Below are 18,819 nucleotides of genomic sequence, written 5' to 3'. Positions count from 1 at the left end.
CCCGGCGAAGCGGTCAGGCGGCCCGTGTCGCCGGCCAGCGACGGGGGTCGGTCAGGCCCTTCAGCCCCTTGCTCACGTCGTAGCCGGCCGCGCCGAGGCGGGCCCGCGCGCCCGCCAGCATCGCCCGCGTCGAGGGCATGAACGCCCGGTCGTGCACCGGCTCCGGCAGCGCGTTCATGCCCAGCCGGAACGCCTTCAGCGCCGCGGTGACCGTCGCCGGAGGCACCTCGGGCAGCACGCCGTACATGCGGCGGGCCCACTCCGGGAGCGTGTAGTAGCAGAGCGCGCCGAAGGGGAAGTAGGCCGGTTTGCCCGGCGACAACATGCGCAGCTCGCGCGGCAGCCGGGGCCACAGCAGGAACCGCACGGTCGCCGCCGCCTCCTCGGTCACCCGCAGGGCGGGCCGGGCCTGCTTGAAGTAGGCGTCCATCTCGGCGCACGAGCCCGGCACGTCCTCGGGGTGCAGCCCGACGTAGGAGGCGCTCCTGCGCTGCTCGCGCAGGTAGCGGTCGGCCTGCCGCTCGTTCAGCCCGAGCCCGCCGCGCCTGGCCACCTCCAGGTAGGACGACACCTCCGCGCAGTGGACCCACAGCAGCAGCTCCGGGTCGTCCACCCGGTGCGTGCGGCCGGTGCGCGGATCGGTGATGCGCAGCGCCTTGTGGATGCCGCGCACCCGCCTGCCGATCTCGTCGGCCTCGGCCGGGCTGCCGAACGTCACCCGGCCCACGAAGTCGGCGGTGCGGCGCAGGCGGCCGAAGGGGTCGTCCTGGAAGGTGGAGTTCTGCCAGACGCCGAGCATGGCCAGCGGGTGCAGCGCCTGCAACATGAGGCCGCGTACGCCGCCCACCCACATCGAACGGTCGAGATGCACCTGCCAGGTCGCGCTCCGCGGCGCCTGGACGACGAGTTCGTCCGTCATAGTAAGTGAATGATTACATGGCGTTGGACCTTGTGTCCAAATAGTGCTTCTCGGCCGCGTTCCAGAACCTGACCAGCGCGGCGGCCGTCGTCTCCGGCGCCTCGACGGCGGGGGAGTGGACCGCGCCGGGCACGACCACGCAGTCGGCGCCGAGCCGGGCGGCCGTCTCCGACTGGGTCTCGGGCGACCAGCCGTCGTCGTGCTCGCCGTAGAGGACCAGGGTGGGGATCTCGATCTCGCGCAGCTCGTCGGTGCGGTCGTGGGCGTGCAGGACCTGCTCGGCCATCCGGGCCAGGCCGGTGGGGGAGTTGGTCAGCAGCCGCCTGCGCAGGAACGCCAGGATCTCGTCGGAGACGTCGGCGGCCAGCGCCTCGGGCTCCATCCGGTGGTGCCAGAGGTGTTCGAGCCCCAGGGCCGGGATCTCCTCCATGATCTCCCGGCCGTTGCGCGCCCGCCTGCCCTCGATGGCCGCCGGGCCCGAGCTCATCAGCGTGAACGAGGCGAACCGGGTGCGCCCGTCGATCACGGCCTCCCGGCCGACCAGGCCGCCGAAGGAGTGGCCCACCAGGTGGACGGGGTCGCCGCCGCCGATGGCCTGGGCCATCAGGTCGACGTCCGCCCCGAGGGCGGCGCAGGTGTAGGCGGCGGGGTCGTCGGGGCCCGGGGTCTCGTACTGGCCGCGCAGGTCGACGGCCACCACCCGGCGACCGGACTGGGCCAGGGTCATCAGGACCGCGATGAAGTCCTCCTTGCTGCCGGTCAGGCCGGGGACCAGGAGGGCGGGCCAGCGCTCGACCACCCCGCTGACCGGAAGCGCCTCCAGAGCCGCGAACGCGCCATGGGGCGTTTCGAGCTTCTGCGGCGTCACACCGGGTGGCAGGTCGAGGAATCGCGGCGTACTCACGTGGGGCAACAATACCCAGAGGTCAGCGCCTCGACACCGGCAAAGCTTCGACGCTGATGCGAGTTGTGGTGAGTTGTGAGCTTTGCGGCTTTCACGCTCCGGAGGCGGGTGGGCGACGTCCTCGTCCCCAGTGGGGCGTGGCGGGCTCTGAGGGGGCCTCTGGGGTCCTGCGATGCCTGGAGGGCGTATATGTCGGGCGGTGCGTCCGCGAGGCCGTGAGGGGCCCGTACGGCTCCCTCTCGGCGCCGGTGTCGTACGGACGAAAAAGGCGCGCATCCCGCGAACGGGATGCGCGCCTCCTTCTCGTCGTCGCTAGCCTGCGCGGCGGCGGTTGCCGCCACCGCCACCGCCACGGGCCTGGCGGCGCTGCTGCTTGCGCTCGGTCGCCGCCGACGGCGCGATGTCATCGTCGTCCGTGGCCAGGTCGGGTGACTGGAAGATCACCGCGAACGGGCTCGGCGGGATGATCCGCTCCGGCTCCTTGCGGACCGGCGGCGGAGGCGTGGCCAGGAAGCTCGGCTCCGGCACGGACTCCACGACCGGCTCGGGCGCGACCTCGGCCGCCCGGCTCCGGACCGGCTCCACGGGAGCGGCCTCGGCCGCACGGTTCCGCGCGGGCGCCTCGGCGGCCTCCTCGCGCGGCCGCGGGTCGGCGGCCTGGGGCTGGTCGGCCTTGCGGGAGCGGGTCCGCTTCACCGGGGTCTCCGGTGCCTCGGCCAGCGCCTGCTCGATGGCCGACGACGCGGCCCCCCTGCTGCGGACGCGCGTGCGCTTCGGCTCGGCGGCCGCCGTCTGGACCTCGTCGGGCGTGAAGATGGCGGGAGTCTCCTCCGTCTTGGCGGCCACGATCTCGACCTCCGGCGTCTCGGCGGGTGCGGTTTCGGCCAGTTCCCTGCCGCCGCGGGTGCGGCGACGCTGGCGCTGGGCGCGGGCCGGGCGCTCGCGCTCTTCGCGCTCCTCGCGCCGGCCCTTGCCGCCGCGGGTGCGGCTCCGGCCGGTCTCACCGAGATCCTCGATGCGCTCCGCGGCCAGCCCGGCGCGCGAACGGCTCGCGTGCGGCAGGACGCCCTTGGTGCCGGCGGGGATGTTCAGCTCGGTGTAGACGTGCGGCGAGGTGGAGTAGGTCTCCTCCGGCTCGGCGAAGTCGAGCCCGAGCATCTGGTTGATCATCTTCCAGCGGGTCAGCTCCTCCCACTCCACGAAGGTGACCGAGATGCCCGTGCGCCCGGCCCGGCCGGTACGGCCGATGCGGTGCACGTACGTCTTGTCGTCCGAGGGGCAGTCGTAGTTGACCACGTGGGTGACGTCGTCGATGTCGATGCCGCGGGCCGCCACGTCGGTGGCGACCAGCACGTCGATCTTGCCCGCCCGGAAGGCCCGCAGAGCCTGCTCGCGCTGGCCCTGACCGAGGTCGCCGTGGACGGCCGCGACCGCGAAACCACGCGTGTCGAGCTGTTCGGCGACCATGTCGCAGGCCCGCTTGGTCTCGCAGAAGACCATGGTGAGCCCGCGGCCCTCGGCCTGGAGCAGCCGGGCGACGATCTCGATCTTGTCCATCCGGTGGGCGCGCCAGACGATCTGACGCACCTGCGGGGTGGTCTCGCCCTCGCCGCTCTCCATCTCCGCGCGTACGTGGGTGGGACGGTTGAGGTATTTGCGGGACAGCGAGACGATCTCGCCCGGCATGGTGGCCGAGAACAACATCGTCTGCCGCTCCGCGGGGATCAGCTTGAAGATCCGCTCGATGTCGGGCAGGAAGCCCAGGTCCATCATCCGGTCGGCCTCGTCGAGCACGAGGGAGGTGACCTGGCTCAGGTCGAGGTGCTTCTGCTTGACCAGGTCGAGCAGACGGCCCGGGGTGCCGACGATGACGTCGACCCCGGCCTTGAGCGCCTCGATCTGCGGCTCGTAGGCCCGGCCGCCGTAGACGGTCAGGACTCGGGAGCCGAGCTTGCCGGCCGCGGTGACCAGGTCTTCACTGACCTGGACGGCCAGCTCGCGGGTCGGCACGACGACCAGCCCGCGGGGCTTCTTGCGGTTCTTGCGCGGCTTGCCGATGCTCTGGAGCATCGCGATGCCGAACGCGTAGGTCTTGCCCGTGCCCGTGCGCGCCTGGCCGATGAGGTCCTGGCCGCTCAGGGCGAGCGGGAGCGCCATCTCCTGGATGGGGAACGGTGTGACGATACCCTCGGTCTCGAGGGCATCGGCGATCTCTGGTGTGACTCCGAGGTCTCGGAAAGTCGTCAGCGTGGCCTGCCTCAGTCTCAAATGAAGGCGGGCCTGCCGGGACCGACGGGCGGAAAACAGCCCCCGTTACGTGGGTCCTCGCGGTAGAGCCAGCCCTCTCGCGTCATCAGCGACCGCGCACCCGGGGAATCGGGGGTTATCGGGGGAATCCCCCGAACTAACACAGTGCGGTCGCACTTTCACAGAGCAGTGTACTCGATACCACAACGCTGGCCGAGCTCGCTTATGTTCCCGCATATTTCGGGAAGTACGCTGCCTCCATGAACGAGTCTCCTGGAGTCGTCGACCTGCTCGGGGTTCTAGCTTACGCCGAGCTCAGCGCCTACGCCCGGATGACCGAGGACGCCGCCACCCTGGCGCCCTCGCTCGCCGACCGCGCCGCGCTCAGCGAGCTGGCCGTGGCCGAGTACGCCCACTTCCGCCTGCTGCGCGACCGCCTGGCCGAGCTGGGGGCCGATCCGGAGGAGGCGATGGCGCCGTTCGTGGCGGCCCTCGACGCCTGGCACGCCCAGACGCGGCCGGCCGACTGGCTGCAGGCCCTGGTCAAGACGTACGTGGGTGACGGGATCGCGCTCGACTTCTACCGGGAGGCGGCCCGGCACCTGGAGCCGTCGATCGTCAAGCTGGTGGACGAGGTGCTGGTGGACGAGGCGCGCTCGCAGTTCGCCGTCGAGCGGGTCAGGGCCGGGATCGAGGCCGACCCGACGGCGGGCGGCCGGCTGGCGCTGTGGGCCCGGCGGCTCGTCGGCGAGGCGCTCAGCCAGGGGCAGCAGGTGGCGACGGCGCGGCCGGAGCTGGCGTTGCTGCTGGTGGAGTCGGCCAGGGCGGCGGGGGGCGAGACGCCTGACATCTCACGCCTCTTCGCGACGCTGACGGAGGCGCACAACAAGCGAATGGCCACCCTCGGCATCTAGCCCGGCTGATGGACGGCGACCGTGGGTGGCTGGGCCCCGGAGCTCGGCCGCCTCCTGCCGGGTGCCGAAGGAGACCGGTCCGGTCGTGGGGCGGTGCGAGGGGACGAAACGGATGTACCGTCCCAGACATGAGGGCCTGGCGCCGCTACGGCAGTTCCTTGACGAGATGTGGGCCGAATCGCTGGACTTCGCGCGTCGTGCTGCGGAGGGGAAGCGCGGAATGCCCGATGAACGACCAGACACGGGATCACGCCGACCAGAGACGGGATCAAGCCGACCACACACCGGATCACGCCGATCACACACCGGATCAAGCCGATCACACACCGGATCACGCCGACCAGAGCCGCCACCACGCCGACCGGAGACGGGAGTACGCCGAGCGGCGCCGTCGCCGCGTCCGGGGCTGCCGCCTCGGACAACCGGGCGAACGCGAGGGCTGTGGCCCGTGATGCGGGTGTGGCCGCCGGCGCGTTCCCGGCGTGGCCTGGTGGAGGCGTCGGGCGGCGTGCGTGGCCGGTGAGGGTACGGCTGATTGTGGCCGTACCCTCGTTGTGGGCCTTTGGGGTGGTTAGAGGGTGCCGCCGAAGCCGACCGGCCTGGCCTCGTCCTCACCGATCTCGACGAAACCGAGCGAGGCCACCGGCACGACCACGCGCCGGCCCTTGACGTCGGTGATGGCGAAGACGCCGCGATCTACCGACAGCGCGTTCCTGATCTCCTCTTCGACCTGCTCGGCGGAGAGGTCGGTCTCGACAACGAGTTCGCGGTGTACCGAGCGTACGCCGATCTTGACTTCCATCGTGGCTCCCTAGTCGACTGGGTTAGCGCTCGGTTCCATCGTCGCCGCTCGGAGGCCCGGAGGCGGTGAATGATCGCGCCCAGCGAACGGGTTATGCCGTACGCGGAAAACCGCTGATCCCGCGCCAGGCGAGCCGCGCCATGAGCTGCTCGGCCGCGTCCTTGGGGATCGAGCCCTGCGCGGTGACCCAGTAGCGGGCGCTCACCTCGGCCATGCCGACCAGCCCGACGCCGAGCAGGTGGGCCTCGTCGCTGGTGCAGCCGGTGTCCTCCTGGATGACCGCGCTGACCATCTCGGCGCACTCCTGCAGGGACCGCTCCACCCGCTGGCGCACCGGCGCGACGTTGCGCAGGTCGGACTCGAAGACCAGCCGGAACGCCTCCCCCTGCGTGGAGACGAAGTCGAAGAACGCGCTGAACGTGGCCTGCACCCGCAGCTTGTTCTCGTGGGTGGAGGCCAGGGCCTCGCGGCAGCGGTTGACCATGTCGTCGACGTGCAGGTCGAGCAGCGCGAGGTAGAGCTCCAGCTTGCCGGGGAAGTGCTGGTAGAGCACCGGCTTGCTGACCCCGGCCCGATCGGCGATCTCGTCCATGGCGGCCGCGTGGTAGCCGTTCTCCACGAACACTTCCTGCGCGGCGCTCAGCAGTTGCCGGCGTCGGGCCAGTCGGGGCAGCCGGGTGCCCCGGGGCTTCGCGTCCGGGGTTGCGGTCACGCGGGTCTCCATTGGTCTCTCAGCGAACTGTGCCGACATCCTACGTGCGGGTGGTCGTCACCTCGGCGGTCATCGTCATACACGCTCGATCTGGCGGGCGCCCCGTGCTCAGCGGTAGTCGTCGTCGTCGTAGTCGACGACGCGGTCCTGGTCGGCCGCGTCGGCGGGGTCGGCGTCGAGCGGAAGCTCGCGGCGCTCCTGGGCGGTCTCCTGGCGGATCTCGCGATGCTGCTCGGCGGCGTCGGCCTCGGGCGTCTCCGGCGACAACTCCTCTTCCTCCTCCTCGTCGTAGACGCTCTCGTCCCCGCGGGTGTCCATCTCCGACATCTTCGGCCCCCCTCTTGGTGCGGACGGGTCCAGACTACGCCCGGCCGAAAAGGTCGCCGTGCTTCTCCACTCTGGCGAGTACGTCAGGGGCGGTGAACACCAGGTCATCGGCGTGTTCACAGTCCTCGACCTCCTTCCACAACAGCGGCGTCGAGACCGTCGGCCGCTCCCTGGCCCGCAGCGAGTACGGCGCCACGGTGGTCTTGGCCGGATTGTTCTGACTCCAGTCGATGAACACCTTGCCCGGCCTGGCCTTCCTGGCCATGACGCTGACGATCTCCTTCGGGTGCTCCTTCTCCAGGACCTGGGCCAGCCTCTTGGCGTACGCGGAGGGCTCCTCGCGGCAGTCCCAGTCGGCGTACAGCTGCATGCCCTTGTTGCCGCTGGTCTTGGGCCTGGCGTCGAGCCCCTCGCCCTTCAGCACCTCGCGCAGCGTGAGCGCCACCCGGCAGCACTCCACGATGGTCGCCGGCGCGCCCGGGTCCAGGTCGAACACGAGCGTGTCGGGCGGCAGCGCCGCGCCGTCGTCGTCCACCCGCCACTGGGGCACGTGCAGCTCCAGCGCGGCCAGGTTGGCGTAGTAGGCGAGCGTCGGCAGGTCCTCGATGACGGCGAAGTCGATGCTCTCGCGGCCCTTGGTGCTGCCGGGGGCGGGCAGGTTGACCTTCCTGACCCAGTCGGGCGTGTGCTCGGGCGCGTTCTTCTCGAAGAAGAACTGGCCGGTGACGCCGTTGGGGTACCGCTTGACGGTCAGGGGCCGGCCGGCGAGGTGCGGCAGCAGGACGGGGGCCACGCGGCTGTAGTAGTCGATGACCTCGGCCTTGGTGAAGCCGATCTCCGGATAGAGCACCTTGTCCAGGTTGCTCAGCGTCAGCTCGCGCCCGTCGACCCTGACCGGCACCTTCTTCACAGCGTCACCTCCGCGGGGAGCTTGTCGGCGCGCAGCCCGCGCCACACCGGATGTCTCAGCCGCAGCTCGTCGGTCCACATGGTGTAGCCCACCTCCCCGACGAGATCGGGCCTAACCCACCGATTTCTCCACGGGACCGCGTTCGTGAACGGGCTGCGCGGGATCTCCAGAGGTCGGAGGGCCTGGTGGAGGTCGTCCAGGATGGCGTCGGTGAACCCGGTTCCCACGTGGCCGACGTACGTCAGCCCTTCACCGGTGAAGACGCCCATGACGAGCGAGCCGATCCCGCCGGCTCTGCGGCCCTTGCCGGGTTTCCAGCCGCCGATCACGACGTCCCGCGTGCTGAGGTGCTTGACCTTGATCCACCACGGCGAGCGCACGCCCGGCCGGTAGGGGGAGTCGAGGCGCTTGGCCACCACGCCTTCCAGGCCCTGCTCCCGCGTGGCGGCGAGCAGGTCGGAGTCCCCGGGGAAGTACGGGGGCGCGCCGACGTCCAGCTCGTCGAGGAGCGCGCGGCGGTCGCGGTAGGCCAGGTCGAACAGCGGCCGTCCGTCCAGGCAGAGCAGGTCGAAGGGCATGTACGTGACGGGGTAGAGCTCCAGCACGGCCGGTTCCGGGTCGGTCAGGAGCATGCGGTGCTGGAGCCGGACGAAACTGGGCCTGCCGCGCCGGTCCAGTGCCACGACCTCGCCGTCGAGCACGGCGTTCTTGACCCCGAACCCCGAGATTTCGGGGTATCGCCGGGTGTACTCCACGCCGTGCCGTCCCGTCACCCTCAGGACGCCGTCGAGGTGCACGAGCGCGCGGATGCCGTCCCACTTGACCTCCAGGCCGTACCGGTCGCGATCGGAGGGTAGTTCCCCAGGTACGGCCAGCATTGGTTCAATCGGGTATGGCATTGGTTGCCCCATGACGGGTATGTGCCCATATGGTGAGCCCGCTACTGCTGAGGAGTGCCCATGCGCAGCATCTGGAAAGGTGCGATCTCCTTCGGGCTGGTCACCATCCCCGTGAAGCTCTACTCGGCGACCGAGCAGAAAGACGTCAGCTTCCACCAGGTCCACCGGGACGACGGCGGCAGGATCCGCTACAAGCGCGTGTGCACGGTCGACGGCGAGGAGGTCCCGTACGCGGACATCGCCAAAGGGTACGAACTGGCCACGGGCGAGATGGTGGTGCTCACCGACGAGGACTTCGAGGACCTGCCGCTGAGCACGTCGCGCAGGATCGACGTCCTGCAGTTCACCCCGGCTGCGCAGATCGACCCCATCTACTTCGCCAAGTCGTACTACCTGGAGCCCGACGCGCAGGGCGCGAAGCCGTACGTGCTGTTGCGTGACGCCCTGGAGAGCTCGGGACAGGTGGCCGTGGTCAAGGTGGCGCTGCGGCAGCGGGAGTCGCTGGCCACCCTGCGCGTACGGGACGGGGTGTTCGTCCTGGAGACCATGTTGTGGCCGGACGAGATCCGCGCCCCCGACTTCGAGTTCCTGGAGGAGGACATCGAGGTCCGGGCGCAGGAGCTCAAGATGGCCGAGTCGCTGATCACCACCATGGAGTCGGACTTCGACCCGAGCGAGTACCACGACACGTACCGCGAGGCGTTGCAGCAGGTGATCGAGGCGAAGGTGGCGGGCAAGGAGGTCGTCGCGGCGCCGGAGGAGGAAGAGGCCGGGCCGGCGGTGGACCTCATGGCCGCCCTGCGCGCCAGCGTCGAGGCCGCGAAACGGGAGCGGACCGGGGAACCGGCCAAACCGAAGAAGGCGGCGGGCGGCGGCAAGTCCGCCAAGGCGTCTAAGGGGGCGGAGGAGGCCGAAGAGGAGGCCAAGGAGGAGGAGAAGGCCCCGCCGAAGCGCAAGGCCCGCAAGTCCGCCTGAGCCCTTTCCGTCACGACGGTCCGTACGACGACGTCTCCAGGACGTTCGAACCGGAACACCGAAGACCTGGTGCCCGCCGACCCGCGTGCCTGTCTCTCCGCTGGTCCGGCGACAGTACGCCCTGTAGCGCGGTCGCAAACCGCCGGCGAGGGCCGGACCGCCTTTGCGGCGCCAGGAGTCGGAGACCGGGTCGCCCACGGCGGTCAGGCTGGTGATCAGCAGGCCGCTCCAAGACGGCGTGCCCGGAGAAGTGCCGGCTGGTGAGGCTGTCCAGCGGGGCGCCGACGATCATCCCCGCGCTCAAGCCCCGGGCGACGCCTTTCTGCCTGCGAGCGCTGTGCGGACGCAAAGGACAAGGCCATCGCCCTGGCGACAGACCGGCCGGCGTAGACGGGCGGCTGAGACGAGCTTCTGAGGCGATATGGATCGCCATGGCGAAGTAGCGCACCACCCACGGCTCCTGTGACGAACCGCATGGCCGGAAGGGCTGGGGGCGGCACTGAGGTGTCTACGGGGGCGGCGAAGGCAACCGTTGCGGTGGTGGAGAGGGTGACGAGCCACCGATCCCGGCCCGGATGATCCCGTTGCGAGGCTTGGCCGCTTCCCGATCCAGGAGACCGACCAGGCCGCGTACAACACCTGGCGGACCAACCAGGCGCACTGGCGTGCGGCGATCACCGCGCGGGAGCTGGCGAGGCGGTTGGCCGGGTGAGACGACCAACGTCAGGTCCGCGCACGACAACCGGCCGGAGCAGGGGTTGGGCGAGTGGCAGTCGCGCGTCCGACGGGCGGGGCGGGGGGTTGGGCGAGTGATGGCCGCGCGTCCGACCGGGCGGAGCAGCAGGCTGGGCGAGTGGTGGTCGCGCGTCCGATCAGGCGGGGCGGGGGTTGGGCGAGTGGTGGCCGTGTGGCCGCGTCCGGGCGGGCGGGGGGCCGGGCAGGTCGTGTTCATGGCGGTGGATGCCCTTTCCTCAAAGCGACGTGCCTGGGTGGCTGGACGTAGGCGCCTGCGTGCGTGGGCCGCCGGACGGGCTCAGCGTCGCGTGGCAGGGGGCGCGCTGCCTGTTCGGCCCGAAGCCCGAGGGCGGCACAGAAGATGTGGCCCTCGCGGTGTGCCGGAGCGGCCGTCCGCGTTCCGGCTCACATAACGGCCATTAGCCATAAAGCGGACATTATCTTCAAATCGCAATAAGCCGTACCAATTGCCCCGGGTAAATCGGTCGATCGCCGACACTTGATGCCGGTCGAGGGGTGATGCTCGGGTTTCCGGGCCCGCCCATCCGTGTCGGACGCCCCGCCCGGCGATCATGATAGATTCGGACATATCATGGCATATCAGTCAATAAATGTTTAATGCAAGCAATAAGGCTGTTAATGCATAGCAAAAAGGCGGCGGTTCTGTGTTGCCATGCCCGCGTCCAGGAAATGACATTTCACGGATGGCTCATCACAGGTCGTCCAAGGGCAGTTCCCTGGCAACCGGGGAGCGTTGAGAACGGGGCAACCAATCCTTTAGGGGGAAACGCAATGCCCAAGCTCAAGAGTATTCTCGCAGGCCTCGCCGTCAGCACGGCCATGGGCGGCGGTGTCGTAGCGCTCGGTGCGGCGACCACCGCGACCAGCGCCGACGCCGCCACCAGCGCCGGTGTCGTCACGTCCACCAGCTTCCAGGCCGGCTGCTTCCGCAGGTCCCGGTGCGGTGGCTGGGGATGGGGCAACAACTGGGGCGGCTGGGGCGGCGGCTGGGGCTGGCGCCGTCACGGCAACCGTGTGGGCAAGGTGAAGGTCACCATCCACAACCGCAACTTCAACCGCAACCGGGTGACGGACAACGAAACCACGCGCCCGACGGTTCGCGACCACGACCGTGACCACGACCACGACCGCGACTGGCGCTGACGGCGGACGGAACCGTCATCCTCATGAAGGCGGCGCCGCGCTGAATTCGACCACCGGGTACCGGGCTCGGACAATGGCCTGAATTACGGCACGGCGCGCCGGAGGGTTCATTCTCTCCGCGCCTTCGGAAATTCTGGTGAGGGCTTCACCGGCATCGGCCGGGGAGCCCTCACTTGCGTTTGCGTGCGAAGTCGCCATGCAAATCTGTGCCTACCGGCAAAAGTGGACAATTGCGGTTTGCTGGCTATTCATGGGGATATATCAAGGTCATGGATGGCAGGCATGGCAAGCCATACCGTCCACGTCGTTTCCTGGGAATCCGGAAGCGTCGAGAAACGGGGCATCCAAACCTTTAGGAGGAAACGCAATGCCCAAGCTCAAGAGTATTGTCGCAGGGCTCGCCATGAGCACGGCCCTGAGCGGCGGAGTGATCGCCCTCGGCGCGGCGACCACGACCACCAGCGCCGAAGCCGCCACCAACGTCACCACCGGGGCGACCACCACCACTCTGTCCGGCTGCTTCCGCCGCTCGTGGTGCGGCGGCGGCTGGGGCTGGCGCAACAACTGGCGTCGCCACCGGCTCCCCAGGATCAAAATCATCATCGTCAACCGGAACCGGAACCGCGACGCGATCGCGCATGCCGTCCGGCAGCAGGTTCGCACTGACGACGCCGAGCGCGACTGGAGCTGACCACGGGTTCTGAACCCGGGGCGCGAACCGTGATCGCGCGGCCGAGTGCCCGCATCCCACCGGACTTCCGTTCTCGTCGAGAACGAACTCCTGGCAGGGAATGCGGGCACTCACTCGTTTCACCTTCTTGTCCGTACGGTCATGGATGGCACCGAGGGGCGGGCCGGCTCGGGAAGGACGCGGGACACGTCGAGTGCCCGCATCCGGGAGGCGATCCTCGCTCTCCGTCGAGAGAGCGGGTCGGCCGGATGCGGGCACTCCTCTACGTCGGCGTGGTCTCACTTCTCAGGTGGGCTCTCGCTGGGCGGGCCGTCCCCGGGTGAGGCCGCCGCCTAGTCGTCGTGGTGCTCGCGCTCGTCGTGCCGCTGCACGTTGGTGTTGTTGTGGTTGCTGTTGTGGTTGGAGTTGTGGATGACGACGCGGACCCGGGGGGCGTTGTTACGCCGCCAGCCCCAGCCGCCGCCGCGACCCCAGCCCCAGCCGGCCCCGCGGCCCCAGCCCCAGCCGCCGCCGCAGCGACGGTGGCAGCCGCCGCCCCAGCGGTTGCCCCAGCTGCGGCCCCAGCCGCCCCAGCCGCACCGGACCTCCCGGAAGCAGCCGGCGAGGGTGGCCGCGGTGGCCGAGCCGGTGACGCTGGCAGCGCTCGCGCCGGTGACGGTGGTCGCCGCGCCCGCGCTGACCACACCGCCGGTCAGCGCGGTGCCCATGGCGAGCCCTGCGATAACACTTTTGAGCTTGGGCATTGTGTTTCCCCCTAAAAGGATTGATTGCCCCGTACTCGCCGCTCCGCGTAATCCGAGCCTCCCGGATTTCTGTGGAGCGGCGTGGATGCCCGCTAGCGAACATCCATGTCAGGGATATATCCGACCGAATGCCCCACAAACGGACATTGTCCTCTCTTGTCCGACACTATGGAGCATCATGGTGCATAATCGGACATTTCGGACTATCGGGGCCGCAGGGTCCGGCATCAGGGGAGACGGGCCCCCATTCAAGGGAGAACGCAAGTGAGGGCCCCACCGGCAGAATGCCAGTGGAGCCCTCACCGGGAATTGCCGCGGTGACAGAGGAGAATGGATTCTCAGGCAGGACAGCAAGGTCCGGGTGCGGTCACTTCCTGAGAGCCCAGTACTCGCCGGTCGGATTCACTTCGCCGTGAAGAGCGACCATCCATGGATTACGGGCACCATTCCCGCGCGATCAGTCGTCGCGGTCGCCGCGCGCGCGACGGTCCTCGCGCAGCTCGTTGTTGGTCCTCGTCTCGGTGTTGTCGTTCGTGTTCTCGTTGAAGATCTTGACGCAGACGCCGCCGCCGCGGTGCCGGCGCCAGCCGCCACCCCAGCCGCCGCCCCAGCCCCAGCCGCCGCCGCCCCAGCCGCCGCCCCAGCCGTGGCGGTTCCTGTTGCAGCGGTGGTGGCGACGGTGCCACCAGCCGTGACCGTCCCCATCGCCCCAGCTGAGGGTCGTCGGGCTGGTGACGTTGTTGGCGGTGCTGGCGTTGGCGGTGGTCGTCGCGCCCAGGCTGACCACGCCGCCGGTCAGCGCGGTGCTGACGGCCAGACCTGCGATAACACTTTTGAGCTTGGGCATTGCGTTTTCCCCCTAAAGGATTGGTTGCCCCGTTCTCGACGTTCCCGAGAGGCCGGGAACCAGGTCTTGAACGACTAGCTGATGAGCCATCCGTGAAATGTCATTTCCGAGACAGAGCTACAGCAAACAGGAGTGGCCCTATTTTGCTATGCATTAGCAATCTTATTGCTTGCATTACAGCTCTATCGAATGAAATGCCATGATATGTCCGATTATGTGCATATGACGGAGTGCCCATCACATCGGGTTCCGACAGCGTCGGCCGCGCTTTTCTCGTGTAATGACGGCACGGCCATAAACGCCGGAAGGCGGCGGCCGTGCGTGTATTTACGGCGCGCAGAAAATGCTCGCCGGCACACCTGTGCGCCAGGCATGAGAAATGCTGGACGATGCTGTCGTCGGGATCGTTCGGGAAATGCCGTTACGCTTCCCCGATGGATTTCCGGTGACCACGACTTCCCGATCGCTAACCAGGAGTGTCCGGTAGGTCGCGCACTGTATCCGTTCCTGATGCTTACCCGTCTCGAACCTGGTAAACGGGGACAGACAGCTTTTGCCGCACACTTAAGCCGCCAAGAGATCCATTAGACATCTATGAGCGGAAATTTCGGGCCTGTCCCATGTCCGCTCGCCGGCGAGCGAGCGAGCGATCCAGCCCCTGCCCCGCCGCGACGCCTCCGACGCGGGCCGGCGGGTGTGACCCCCTGCGCGTCGCGATCCCCTGTGCGTCGCGACCCCCTGCGCGTCCCGTATGTCCAGTGCTGCTCTGATAGGTCAGCGAAAGCGGCGTCTGTACGGAATGCAGACCCCGCCTGAGCGCGCTGGTTATCGTGGAAGAGCGACAAGGAGGACGTATGACAGCGGTGGAGCCGGTCCCTCACTGGCCGGGACGCATGATCGGCCCGGTGCACGTGCGATCCACCCCCGACGGCGGCCCGGCCGAGCAGGCCGTGTTCGTCCACGGGCTGGCGGGCTCGGCCACCAACTGGACCGACCTCATGGACGAGCTCAAGGACACCGTCACCGGCCACGCCCTCGACCTGCCCGGCGCGGGCTTCTCCCCGGCGCCGCGGGACGGCGACTACACGGTGGCCGGCCACGCCGCGGCGGTGATCGGCCTGATGGAGCACACGGGCCCGGCCCACCTGTTCGGCAACTCGCTGGGCGGCGCGGTCGCGGTGCGGGTCGCCGCGGCCAGGCCCGACCTGGTCCGCTCGCTCACGCTCGTCTCGCCCGCCCTGCCCGACCTGCTGCCCAGGTACGGCCCGGTCCGCGTGGCCGCCGCCGCCGTGCCCAGGGTGGGCGAGTGGTTCGCCGGCAAGCTGCGCCTGCTCCCCGCCGAGCAGCGCATCAACGCCTCCTTCGCCATGGTCTGGGCGGACGTGAACGCCGTCCACCCGGTGCGCCTGGCCGACGCCGTGGAGGAGATGCGCCGGCGCGACGACGTCCCGTACGCGGGGGAGGCCATGATCGGCTCGGCGCGGGGCATCGTGGCCGAGTACTTCCGGCGGGGCGAGGACAACCTGTGGCGCCAGGCGGCCAAGGTGAAGGCCCCGACGCTCATCGTCCACGGCCGGCACGACCGCCTGGTGCGCCCGGCCATGGCGGCGAAGGCGGCCCGTACGTTCCGGCAGGTCAGGCTCGTGCTGCTGCCGACGGCGGGGCATGTGGCGATGATGGAGATGCCCCGCGTGGTGGCGGCGGAGGCACGCCGTCTGATCGGTGAGACGAGATTGGGGAATGCCCCACTCGCCGAGTAGGTTTCAGCTAGAGATGTGACCCCCTGAAACGGGAGCGTAGAACGTGTCGTTGCCACCGCTGGTCGAGCCGGCCACAGAGCTGACCGTAGACGAAGTGCGCCGCTACTCGCGCCACCTGATCATCCCCGATGTCGGGATGGCCGGGCAGAAGCGGCTGAAGAACGCCAAGGTGCTGTGCGTGGGCGCCGGCGGCCTGGGCTCGCCCGCCCTGATGTACCTGGCCGCGGCGGGCGTCGGCACCCTCGGCGTCATCGACTTCGACGTCGTCGATGAGTCCAACCTGCAGCGCCAGATCATCCACGGCCAGTCCGACGTGGGCAGGCTGAAGGCCGAGAGCGCCGCGGCGTCTGTCCGCGAGATCAACCCGCTGGTCGAGGTCGTCGTCCACAACGCGGCCCTGACCACCGAGAACGTCATGGAGATCTTCTCCGGCTACGACCTCATCGTCGACGGCACGGACAACTTCGCCACCCGCTACATGGTGAACGACGCCGCCGTGCTGCTCGGCAAGCCGTACGTCTGGGGCTCGATCTACCGCTTCGACGGCCAGGCCAGCGTGTTCTGGGCCGAGCACGGGCCCTGCTACCGCTGCCTCTACCCCGAGCCCCCGCCTCCCGGCATGGTGCCGTCGTGCGCCGAGGGCGGCGTGCTCGGCGTGCTGTGCGCGTCGATCGGCTCGATCCAGGTCAACGAGGCCATCAAGCTGCTGACGGGCATCGGCGACCCGCTCGTCGGCCGGCTGATGATCTACGACGCCCTGGAGATGAAGTACCGGGACGTCAAGGTCCGCAAGGACCCCGAGTGCGTGCTGTGCGGCAAGAACCCGACGGTCACCGAGCTGCTGGAGGACTACGAGGCGTTCTGCGGCGCGATCTCCGACGAGGCCGCGCAGGCCGCCAGCGGCTCCACGATCACCGCGCAGGAGCTCAAGTCCATGATGGACAAGGGCGACAACATCTACGTGGTCGACGTCCGCGAGATCAACGAGTACGAGATCGTCTCCATCCCGGGCGCCACGCTGATCCCCAAGGGCGAGTTCCTCAACGGCTCGGCCCTGGAGAAGCTGCCCCAGGACAAGCGCATCGTGCTCCACTGCAAGTCGGGCGCGCGCTCGGCCGAGGCCCTGGCGATCGTCAAGAACGCGGGCTTCGCCGACGCGGTGCACGTCGGCGGTGGGGTGCTGAGCTGGGTCAAGACGGTCGACCCCAGCCTGCCCAGCTACTGAGGCGTTTTCCGGGGAACCTCCCGCCGAGGCGCTTAAGGTCGGTGTCGTGAACCACGCCCGCCCCTGGCCCACCCTGGTGGTGTCCTCCGCGCTGACCCTGGTCTGCGCGGTGGCCGCCGGGGTGGCCGGGAGCGCGGCGGGCACCGAGCTGACCCGCGGCCCGAGCGCGTCCGAGCTGCGTGCCGCCGCCACGCGCGAGGTCGCAGAACGCTGGCGCGCCTGGCCCGCCGGGCGCGTCTTCCCCGCTGCTCTGCCGTATGCGGCCGAGCAGGGCGGGCAGGAACGGGCCGAGCGCATCGGCATCTCGCCGCACACCGGCTGCGGCGCCGAGTCCGTCGACGCGAAGGCGGTCAGGACGTTGCGCGAGGCGGGCTGCCGGGGCGTGCTGCGGGCCACCTACATCGACGCGCTGCGCGGGGTGCTCGTCACCGTGGGCGTGGTGGCGCTGCCCGACGAGTCACGCGCGGTCCGGGCCAGGAGCGCGTTCGCCGACAACGGCAAGCCCGTGCCGGGGCTGCGGCCGCTCAGCTTCACGGGCACGGTCGCCGAACGGTTCACCCCCTCGATGCGGCAGGCCGGGTCGGTGCGCCAGGCAGGGCCGTACGTCGTGCTGACCACGGCGGGCCAGGTGGACGGGCGGCCCGCGACCACGTCCGGCGAGTCACGTCCGGCGATCTTCGCCTTCGCCGCCGAGCTGTCCGAACGCGTGCTGCTCGACCTCAGCACGCCCCGCATACCCGACTGCGCGGCCGAGGGATGGCGGTGCTGAGCCGGCGCGCCGCGAAGGCGCTGTCCGCCGCTCCCGCGGTCCTTCTCGCGGTTCTTCCTGCCGCCCTGCCCGCCCGCGCCCACGCCGACGACGACGTGCGCGGCGGCCAGCGGGCCGTGATCGAGACGCTCGACCTGCCCGCGGCCTGGCGCGTCACCAAGGGCTCGGGGGTCACGGTGGCCGTGCTCGACTCCGGGGTCGATCCGGCCCACCGCGACCTGGCCGGCTCGGTGACCGTGGGCCGCGACCTCACCGCGGGCGCGAACCCGCCGGGCGTCGCGCCGCCGCGGCTGCACGGCACGTACATGGCCTCCCTGATCGCCGGGCACGGCCACGGGCCGGGCGGAAGGAAGGGCGTCATCGGCGTCGCGCCCGAGGCCGGGGTCCTGTCGGTACGGGTCATCCTGGAGGACGAGGAGCCGGGGTTCAGGGAGTTCAACTCGGCCGAGCGCTTCGAGGACGTCGTGGCCAGGGGCATCCGCTACGCGGTCGACCAGGGCGCGGACGTCGTCAACATGTCGATCTCCAAGGAGCTCGCCACCCGGGAGGAACGGGCGGCCATCCGGTACGCCATCTCCAGGGGCGTCGTGCTGGTGGCCGCGGCCGGCAACGACGGCGACAGGAAGACCGCCGGCGACTTCGCGCCCTACTCCTACCCGGCGTCCTTCCCCGGCGTGGTGTCGGTGGGGGCGACCGACCGGCGGCTGCGCCGGGCCACGTTCTCCAACTGGAACTCCTCGGTGCTGGTGGCCGCGCCGGGCGTGGACATCATGGGCGCGGGGCCCGGCGACGAGTACTGGGTCGGCCGGGGCACCTCGCAGGCGACCGCGCTCGTCTCGGGGGTCGCCGCCCTCATCAAGGCAAAATATCCGCAGATGTCGCCGCCGCTGGTCGTCCAGGCGCTCGCCGACAGCGCCGACGACCGGCCGCCCGGCGGCTACGACACCGGCACCGGCTTCGGCGTCGTCAACGCCCGCAGGGCCCTGGCCGAGGCCGCCCGCCTGGCCACGCACACCGAGACCGCGACCGGCCCGCAGGCCCAGGACCCCGCCCGGCCCCTGGCGGGCGGCCCCGTCGGGCCCATCCGGGTCACCGCGAGGGACCACCGGCGCGTGACGATCTACGCGGCCGTCGCCGCGGGCGCCGCGGGCGGCGCGCTCGCGTCGCTGGCGGTCATCTTCTTCCTGGTCAGACGCGTACGACGCGACCACGGCGCACACGACGCATGATCCGCCTGCTAACGGGGACGAAATAGACACCGACCAACCGCGGGAAC

At 69.9% G+C, this 18,819-nt stretch carries 18 protein-coding genes; 8 read left to right on the top strand and 10 right to left on the bottom strand.

Translation table 11 applies throughout. The annotated features are described in order from the left end of the window. Positions 1-13: 13 nt before the first annotated feature. From ACIBK9_RS23775 to ACIBK9_RS23765, 3 genes are all read right to left on the bottom strand, one after another. On the bottom strand, positions 14-919 hold the full coding sequence (locus tag ACIBK9_RS23775; protein WP_397161157.1) for an oxygenase MpaB family protein: 906 nt from the start codon (positions 917-919) through the stop codon (positions 14-16). A 13-nt stretch (positions 920-932) separates the two neighbouring features. Next, the gene (locus tag ACIBK9_RS23770; RefSeq protein ID WP_358294368.1) at positions 933-1,823 is read right to left on the bottom strand and encodes an alpha/beta hydrolase; all 891 of its coding nucleotides are present in this window, start codon (positions 1,821-1,823) and stop codon (positions 933-935) included. A 312-nt stretch (positions 1,824-2,135) separates the two neighbouring features. Continuing rightward, a complete protein-coding gene (locus tag ACIBK9_RS23765; protein WP_397161155.1) occupies positions 2,136-3,980 on the bottom strand; it encodes a DEAD/DEAH box helicase in 1,845 nt (614 codons plus the stop codon). A 350-nt stretch (positions 3,981-4,330) separates the two neighbouring features. Here ACIBK9_RS23765 and ACIBK9_RS23760 point away from each other — a divergent pair, with 350 nt between their 5' ends. Further along, positions 4,331-4,984 (top strand): ferritin-like fold-containing protein, encoded by a 654-nt coding sequence (locus tag ACIBK9_RS23760; protein ID WP_357974257.1) that lies wholly within the window; start codon positions 4,331-4,333, stop codon positions 4,982-4,984. Between the two features lie 571 nt (positions 4,985-5,555). Here the strand turns inward: ACIBK9_RS23760 and ACIBK9_RS23755 are convergent. The 5 genes from ACIBK9_RS23755 to ligD (ACIBK9_RS23735) form a co-directional block, all read right to left on the bottom strand. Next, on the bottom strand, positions 5,556-5,786 hold the full coding sequence (locus ACIBK9_RS23755; protein WP_352319257.1) for a DUF3107 domain-containing protein: 231 nt from the start codon (positions 5,784-5,786) through the stop codon (positions 5,556-5,558). A gap of 91 nt (positions 5,787-5,877) precedes the next feature. Continuing rightward, entirely contained in the window at positions 5,878-6,498 is a 621-nt protein-coding gene (locus ACIBK9_RS23750) for a TetR/AcrR family transcriptional regulator (protein WP_352319259.1), read from the bottom strand. Positions 6,499-6,606: 108 nt separating this feature from the next. Beyond that, positions 6,607-6,816 (bottom strand): hypothetical protein, encoded by a 210-nt coding sequence (locus tag ACIBK9_RS23745; RefSeq protein ID WP_352352847.1) that lies wholly within the window; start codon positions 6,814-6,816, stop codon positions 6,607-6,609. A gap of 43 nt (positions 6,817-6,859) precedes the next feature. Further along, complete coding sequence (ligD, locus tag ACIBK9_RS23740) at positions 6,860-7,735, bottom strand: non-homologous end-joining DNA ligase (RefSeq protein WP_397161152.1); 876 nt, start codon at positions 7,733-7,735, stop codon at positions 6,860-6,862. Next, the gene (ligD, locus tag ACIBK9_RS23735; protein WP_397161150.1) at positions 7,732-8,613 is read right to left on the bottom strand and encodes a non-homologous end-joining DNA ligase; all 882 of its coding nucleotides are present in this window, start codon (positions 8,611-8,613) and stop codon (positions 7,732-7,734) included. Before ligD (ACIBK9_RS23735) ends, ligD (ACIBK9_RS23740) begins: the two co-directional genes overlap by 4 nt. 81 nt (positions 8,614-8,694) lie before the next feature. Between ligD (ACIBK9_RS23735) and ACIBK9_RS23730 the strand changes: the two genes are divergently transcribed. The 3 genes from ACIBK9_RS23730 (at position 8,695) to ACIBK9_RS23720 (ending at position 12,199) form a co-directional block, all read left to right on the top strand. Next, positions 8,695-9,609 carry a Ku protein gene (locus tag ACIBK9_RS23730; protein ID WP_397161148.1) on the top strand — a complete coding sequence of 305 codons (915 nt, stop codon included), beginning with the start codon at positions 8,695-8,697 and terminating at the stop codon, positions 9,607-9,609. A gap of 1,527 nt (positions 9,610-11,136) precedes the next feature. Beyond that, complete coding sequence (locus tag ACIBK9_RS23725; RefSeq protein WP_397161146.1) at positions 11,137-11,508, top strand: hypothetical protein; 372 nt, start codon at positions 11,137-11,139, stop codon at positions 11,506-11,508. A 367-nt stretch (positions 11,509-11,875) separates the two neighbouring features. Beyond that, positions 11,876-12,199, top strand: a complete 324-nt coding sequence (locus ACIBK9_RS23720; RefSeq protein WP_387677364.1) for a hypothetical protein — start codon at positions 11,876-11,878, stop codon at positions 12,197-12,199. Positions 12,200-12,531: 332 nt separating this feature from the next. Here the strand turns inward: ACIBK9_RS23720 and ACIBK9_RS23715 are convergent, their stop codons facing one another. Together ACIBK9_RS23715 and ACIBK9_RS23710 are read right to left on the bottom strand one after the other, a co-directional pair. After that, positions 12,532-12,942 (bottom strand): hypothetical protein, encoded by a 411-nt coding sequence (locus tag ACIBK9_RS23715; RefSeq protein ID WP_397161143.1) that lies wholly within the window; start codon positions 12,940-12,942, stop codon positions 12,532-12,534. Positions 12,943-13,399: 457 nt separating this feature from the next. Next, the gene (locus ACIBK9_RS23710; RefSeq protein WP_397161141.1) at positions 13,400-13,789 is read right to left on the bottom strand and encodes a hypothetical protein; all 390 of its coding nucleotides are present in this window, start codon (positions 13,787-13,789) and stop codon (positions 13,400-13,402) included. Between the two features lie 854 nt (positions 13,790-14,643). Between ACIBK9_RS23710 and ACIBK9_RS23705 the strand changes: the two genes are divergently transcribed. Genes ACIBK9_RS23705 through ACIBK9_RS23690 form a run of 4 tightly spaced genes read left to right on the top strand, consistent with a single transcriptional unit; the run spans position 14,644 to position 18,772 of the window. Beyond that, positions 14,644-15,549 (top strand): alpha/beta hydrolase, encoded by a 906-nt coding sequence (locus ACIBK9_RS23705; protein WP_358294356.1) that lies wholly within the window; start codon positions 14,644-14,646, stop codon positions 15,547-15,549. Positions 15,550-15,592: 43 nt separating this feature from the next. Further along, entirely contained in the window at positions 15,593-16,774 is a 1,182-nt protein-coding gene (moeZ, locus tag ACIBK9_RS23700) for an adenylyltransferase/sulfurtransferase MoeZ (RefSeq protein ID WP_397161139.1), read from the top strand. Positions 16,775-16,820: 46 nt separating this feature from the next. Then, positions 16,821-17,543, top strand: coding sequence for a hypothetical protein (locus tag ACIBK9_RS23695; protein WP_397161137.1), 723 nt, complete (start codon positions 16,821-16,823; stop codon positions 17,541-17,543). Further along, entirely contained in the window at positions 17,537-18,772 is a 1,236-nt protein-coding gene (locus tag ACIBK9_RS23690) for a S8 family serine peptidase (protein ID WP_397161135.1), read from the top strand. The genes ACIBK9_RS23695 and ACIBK9_RS23690 overlap by 7 nt, the downstream gene beginning before the upstream one ends. The last annotated feature ends 47 nt before the right edge of the window (positions 18,773-18,819 follow it).

The sequence above is a fragment of the Nonomuraea sp. NPDC050227 genome, assembly GCF_044459705.1.
GTDB lineage: Bacteria > Actinomycetota > Actinomycetes > Streptosporangiales > Streptosporangiaceae > Nonomuraea.
The sequence above is the reverse complement of the archived record's forward strand: the minus strand, read 5'-3'. Positions and strand labels throughout refer to the sequence as shown.

What these genes read in the sequence shown, in the direction of transcription:
- ACIBK9_RS23775 (WP_397161157.1), bottom strand. Translation starts at nt 919, where the DNA reads ATGACGGACGAACTCGTCGTCCAGGCGCCGCGGAGCGCGACCTGGCAG.
- ACIBK9_RS23765 (WP_397161155.1), bottom strand. Translation starts at nt 3,980, where the DNA reads ATGGCGCTCCCGCTCGCCCTGAGCGGCCAGGACCTCATCGGCCAGGCG.
- ACIBK9_RS23760 (WP_357974257.1), top strand. Translation starts at nt 4,331, where the DNA reads ATGAACGAGTCTCCTGGAGTCGTCGACCTGCTCGGGGTTCTAGCTTAC.
- ACIBK9_RS23755 (WP_352319257.1), bottom strand. Translation starts at nt 5,786, where the DNA reads ATGGAAGTCAAGATCGGCGTACGCTCGGTACACCGCGAACTCGTTGTC.
- ACIBK9_RS23745 (WP_352352847.1), bottom strand. Translation starts at nt 6,816, where the DNA reads ATGGACACCCGCGGGGACGAGAGCGTCTACGACGAGGAGGAGGAAGAG.
- ligD (WP_397161150.1), bottom strand. Translation starts at nt 8,613, where the DNA reads ATGCTGGCCGTACCTGGGGAACTACCCTCCGATCGCGACCGGTACGGC.
- ACIBK9_RS23730 (WP_397161148.1), top strand. Translation starts at nt 8,695, where the DNA reads ATGCGCAGCATCTGGAAAGGTGCGATCTCCTTCGGGCTGGTCACCATC.
- ACIBK9_RS23725 (WP_397161146.1), top strand. Translation starts at nt 11,137, where the DNA reads ATGCCCAAGCTCAAGAGTATTCTCGCAGGCCTCGCCGTCAGCACGGCC.
- ACIBK9_RS23720 (WP_387677364.1), top strand. Translation starts at nt 11,876, where the DNA reads ATGCCCAAGCTCAAGAGTATTGTCGCAGGGCTCGCCATGAGCACGGCC.
- ACIBK9_RS23715 (WP_397161143.1), bottom strand. Translation starts at nt 12,942, where the DNA reads ATGCCCAAGCTCAAAAGTGTTATCGCAGGGCTCGCCATGGGCACCGCG.
- ACIBK9_RS23710 (WP_397161141.1), bottom strand. Translation starts at nt 13,789, where the DNA reads ATGCCCAAGCTCAAAAGTGTTATCGCAGGTCTGGCCGTCAGCACCGCG.
- ACIBK9_RS23705 (WP_358294356.1), top strand. Translation starts at nt 14,644, where the DNA reads ATGACAGCGGTGGAGCCGGTCCCTCACTGGCCGGGACGCATGATCGGC.